The organism is Mycobacterium sp. (genome assembly GCF_052144515.1).
Lineage (GTDB): Bacteria > Actinomycetota > Actinomycetes > Mycobacteriales > Mycobacteriaceae > Mycobacterium.
This window is the reverse complement of record NZ_JBKQQD010000508.1, coordinates 1-4,422: the sequence shown is the minus strand read 5'-3', so window position 1 is coordinate 4,422 and position 4,422 is coordinate 1. Positions and strand designations below refer to the sequence as shown.

2 protein-coding genes and 1 pseudogene are annotated in these 4,422 nt (G+C 64.1%); all 3 read right to left on the bottom strand.

Going from position 1 to position 4,422, the window contains the following annotated elements:
- A partial coding sequence (locus tag ACLP9N_RS34160; RefSeq protein ID WP_442411533.1) for an MtrB/PioB family outer membrane beta-barrel protein occupies positions 1 to 2,158 on the bottom strand: 2,158 nt, incomplete at its 3' end.
- Positions 2,159 to 2,186: 28 nt separating this feature from the next.
- Positions 2,187 to 3,206 carry a DmsE family decaheme c-type cytochrome gene (locus tag ACLP9N_RS34155; RefSeq protein ID WP_442411532.1) on the bottom strand — a complete coding sequence of 340 codons (1,020 nt, stop codon included), beginning with the start codon at positions 3,204 to 3,206 and terminating at the stop codon, positions 2,187 to 2,189.
- 751 nt (positions 3,207 to 3,957) lie between these two features.
- Positions 3,958 to 4,422: pseudogene (locus tag ACLP9N_RS34150) on the bottom strand (hypothetical protein); the annotation flags it as partial.

The following is a 4,422-nucleotide window of genomic DNA, read 5'->3' as shown; positions in this document are numbered from 1 at the left end:
CTGTCGAGACGCCGGTCACGAATACACCGTTGAATTCGGTGAACGCCACCGAACCGTAGGATACGGTATAATCGCCTTTCAGCTTCAGCTTTTCATTGACCTTCCACTCGCCGCTCAGGCCGACGGTGTGGGTGCCGCTGGTTTGCTTGTTCACGTCGTACCCGGCGGACGTCGTGCCGCAGCCGTTGGCGGCATTGGCAATGTCTGCTGGCGTGGCGCAGGGGCCATTACCCTGGAAATTGTAGAAGAGCTGCTCGTACGTGTAGAAGAAGTGGAGGTTCAAATTCGGCATGGGCCGATAAGTGATGTCCGGCCCAAGACTCAGGGCGTAGTCCTGCTTGAGGCCTCCGCCGACGCCCAAGAGCGGGATCGCCGAAGGCGCCAGGCCGTTGATGCCGGCGGGAATGGCCGAGTAGGTGTAATTCTCGTTCTTGAACTGGACGTAGAAGCCGCCGAACAGGCTATCCGACGGCGTGTAGTTGGCCCTGAATGTGACCGCCTCCGACGTCATGGGAGCCTGATAGTATGCGCCGGAGAACGTGGGGGTCCCAGTGAGGAACGTCCACGGCCCGAGATAGTTCACGGTGCCGGAGCGGTCGGCATAGTCGAAGGAAACCCTGCCGTCGGCCTGGGGTCCGAACGCGGACGACAGCGCGGCCGATGCGGTGTTCGTCCAGCTATGCCCGACCTGGGCGTTGCTGCGATCGATCGAGTCGAACCGGTAGCCGACCGTCAGCTTGGTGTCGTACTGGGGAATGATGACGTACCCCACCTCGGCGCCCGCGTTCTGCTTCAGCCAATCCTGGGGAACGACGAAGGCGACCGGCGCGGCAGAGCCCGGGCTGGAGTCGCTCCCGCTGCCGCTGCCAAAGACCGCATATTGGTTCAGGCTGACGCTGCGTCCGTCGATGCCGTAGTATGCGCGGGCGTCAAGATTGGCGAACGGATTTGACGACGCGCTGATCTTGACCTGGTAGATCGTGGCCAGGATGTCGGGTGAATTGGCGGTCGTTCCCTGCCCCGCGGAGTTCAGGTTCTGGAAGGGGGCAACGCCGAAGTTCGCACCAGGATCGGCGGTGTTCGGCGGGAACGTAGAGTCCTGCTTTTCTACGCCGACACGCGCGTTCAGATTGATGCGCGTCAGCGGCACCGCATTGGTTGCCAACATGAGGGTGACGTAGTGGGCGCTGTTGCTGGGCGGCGTCTCATAAGCCGCCGCACGCTGGAAAACATTCCCCGAGCTGGTTCCGGAGACCGGATAGGGCAGGGTGACGAAGAGATTGTTGTCGGTGAAATGCGAGAAGGTGTACTGTAGCGACCCCTGGAACAGGCGCGAAGTGTAGGCGGCCGTCGCATCGTAGCGGTCTGTGTCGTAGTCGATCGGCATGGCAAACGCCATCCCGCCATAGGTGCCGTCGTACGCCTCCTCCATCGAGCCTTCCTTGTGCTCGTGGCGGAAGGCGCCGGTGAAGGTCCAGTCGCCCCACATGTACTTGAAGTTGGCGCCGAGGATATCGCGGCGTGTACCGGTCTGGACGGGCAGTATGGCGCCGGTCGCCGTCAGCGAGGGGATGGTGTAGCTGGTGAAGGGGCCGGTGGGGCCGGTCGGGCTGGCCGCTCCGCCATACGGGAACAGCCCGGGGTTCAGCGACGCACGGTTGCCGTTGACGGTGTAGATCGAGCCGATGACGTTGCCGGTGTAGGTAAAGGAGTTGTAGGAGGCCGCAATCCCCCAGGTACCCTGGTCGCCGGCTTTGAACCCCAGCGAGCCGGCGTTCACCACACCGTTGCTGAAGCCGGAGCCAAAGGTGTTCTGGTTGACGGGGTTGCCGATGCCGTTGCCATCGCCGAGGTGATTACCCATCTGGAAGACCAGATTATCACCGTTCAGTTCATAATACCGGGTCCCGCCAGAGTCCCACGGGTCGCGGCCGGTCAGGTCGAAGTTGCCGAGCAGGTCGACGCCAGTGGTGTTGAGGCCGGAATAGCGACCGGCCAGGTCGGGGTTGTTACCCATGACCCCCATCACACCGATCCCGACTTCGCCGGTGAACGGGGTGCCACCGATGGAGATCGCCGGGGCTTGGGCAAGTGCGGCCAATGGCGCCAGGCAGGAGGATGCCAGTGCGATGGCCCGAAGCGTGTCGCGAGTGATCATTTCAACACTCCTTGCTCGTAGCGTCGCATCAGCGGAAGAAGAAAGCGCCGGCTGGGCTGTTCGACCCATGGATCTCCGAGTGGCAATTGACGCACGCTCTCTGGTTCGCCAGCGCCGAGTTGAAGGAGAGGTTGCCCGGTGCGCCGCGGGGCGGGACAGAACGCGCTCCGCCGAAGGCCCCGCCGCTGTGGTTGGCTGTCTCGGCGGAATGGCAGGTAGAGCAGATGAACCCCATCCGCGCCTTCAACAGACGCGGTTCGTTCGAGCCGTGCGGTGTGTGGCAATTCAGGCAGTTCTCGCGCACCGGCTGGTGTTCCCACAGCAGCGGTCCGCGCTTTTCTGCATGGCAGTTGTAGCAGGTCTCGTTGACGGTGAATTCCTTCAGCGACTTGGTGTCGCCCGGGGAACCCATCGGGTTGTGGCAGTCGCTGCACACCACCAGGCCTTCGCGGACCGCGTGATGCGAGTACTTGAAGCTGTCGGCCCGCTGTTGGGCATGGCAGGTAAAGCACACCTGCGCCTGGGTGGCCTTCACCAGCACCGGGTCTTTCGCCGAGTGGGCGGTGTGGCAGTCGGTGCAGGCGACACCGGCGCGCTGCATCTTGCTGCCCTGCCAGTTCATCACCATGCCGCCCTGGTGGCAGGTCTGGCACACCTGGTTGCGCGCCTCCACCGGCGACTTGTGCGGTCCGGCGAACACGATGTCAGGGTATGGCGCCTTCATCGCGAGATGGTTGTCGCTCGGCCCGTGGCAGGCGATGCAGCCGCCTTGCGCGAATGGCGTGCGCGGATCGCCCGTCACCGCCATCGGACTCTGCAGAATGGCCGTGACCTTCGGGTCGCTGCCATGGCATGTCAGGCAGGTTTTCACGCTGGCCTGGGCGACGGCCAGTTGCGGTGCCGTGGACGTGGTTTGCGCCGACGCGGGAAGTACCCCCAGCGTCAGCGCCATCCCGAACAGCAGCTTCAGCGCAAGTGTCTGCTTCATATCGGTGTCCCTCGTGCTTGCCTTGCCGGGTTCACTGTCTTTACGGCCACGAATCTGCATCACCCGAATCGAACGGGAGCGATTGCTCCAGGGGGACGATCCGCCCCCACATGGAGGAACGGTAGCACCAGGATTACCGAAAATTTATAATACCAGCCGGAGCGTGGCCGGATGGCCACAGGCGTACTCGGGCGAAGCCTCGAACCGGTCCCGGGCTGGCCATGACCGGGGCTCCTGGCGTCGCTCGCATGATGGCCAGCCGGCGCGGGTCGGGCGATGCGACACCGCTGTTGCCCCGCGGCTGGCGCATGGCCGCCTTGCGCTGGCCATCTGGCCATAAGGGCAGGAAAACGCCGACCCGCGCCCCCCCGGGCAGCGGTTACGGCCGTGGCATGGCAGGGGGTGTCAAGCGATCCGCCGCTGCGGCCGGGGACCGAACCAACCGACCGCAGCCGACGCCGGGGGTCAGGCTGGAGAGGCTGTGTCGCGCAATGCGAGCGACTCAGGGTGCAGAGCGATTTCTGATTGCATCACGGCGGAGCCCGACTGGGGGGCAGGCCAGCGCACTCGCCAGTCGTTCACGGTGCGGCCCGGGGGGGCTCGCAGGCGCACGCCCCGCCGCCACGGGTCGTGCCCCGATTTGAAGATGTCCCTGGCCCCCAAGCTTACCGAGCGCTCGCCCCGGCTGCGCGCCCTATGTATGTGGTACTGCGGGCGACGGCCGGAATGCCCCGCCGTCCGGACCAGCCCGCGAAGCTGCTTCACCGGGTTCCCGGACCGGCATGGGCATCCCAAGAGAACGACACAGCTCCTACGAGGCGTCGGGTTCGCCGGGATCGCGTTCGGATTCGCGGATCCGGATGTTGTATTTCTTCATCAGGGCCTGGAAATTGGCGCGCTGCATGCCGGTCTCCTCGGCACTCCTGGTCGCGTTCCAGGCATTCCGCTTGAGCGCATCGAGCACGAACAGCTTCTCGATATTCTCAACCGACTTCTCGCGGGCCACTTTCTTGATCTGCTTGAGTTCCTCGGCGGTTCTCGGGATGTCGAGAGCACGCCCTGGCGACGCCTCGTCGAGATGCACCAGATGCGCCCGGCGAATGACCGTGTCGGTTGCCAGAATTGCCGCGCGCTGCACGGTATTTTCGAGCTCGCGGACATTGCCCGGCCAATCGTAGTTGGTCAGCACAGCCATTGCCTCTTCGGAAAAATCCGTCACCTTTTTGCCCAGCTCCTGACTGAACACACCGAGGAAGTGGAAGGCCAGGGCGGGAAT

Coding starts and splice junctions, on each gene's coding strand:
- ACLP9N_RS34155 (WP_442411532.1), bottom strand. CDS start 3,206: ATGCAGATTCGTGGCCGTAAAGACAGTGAACCCGGCAAGGCAAGCACG.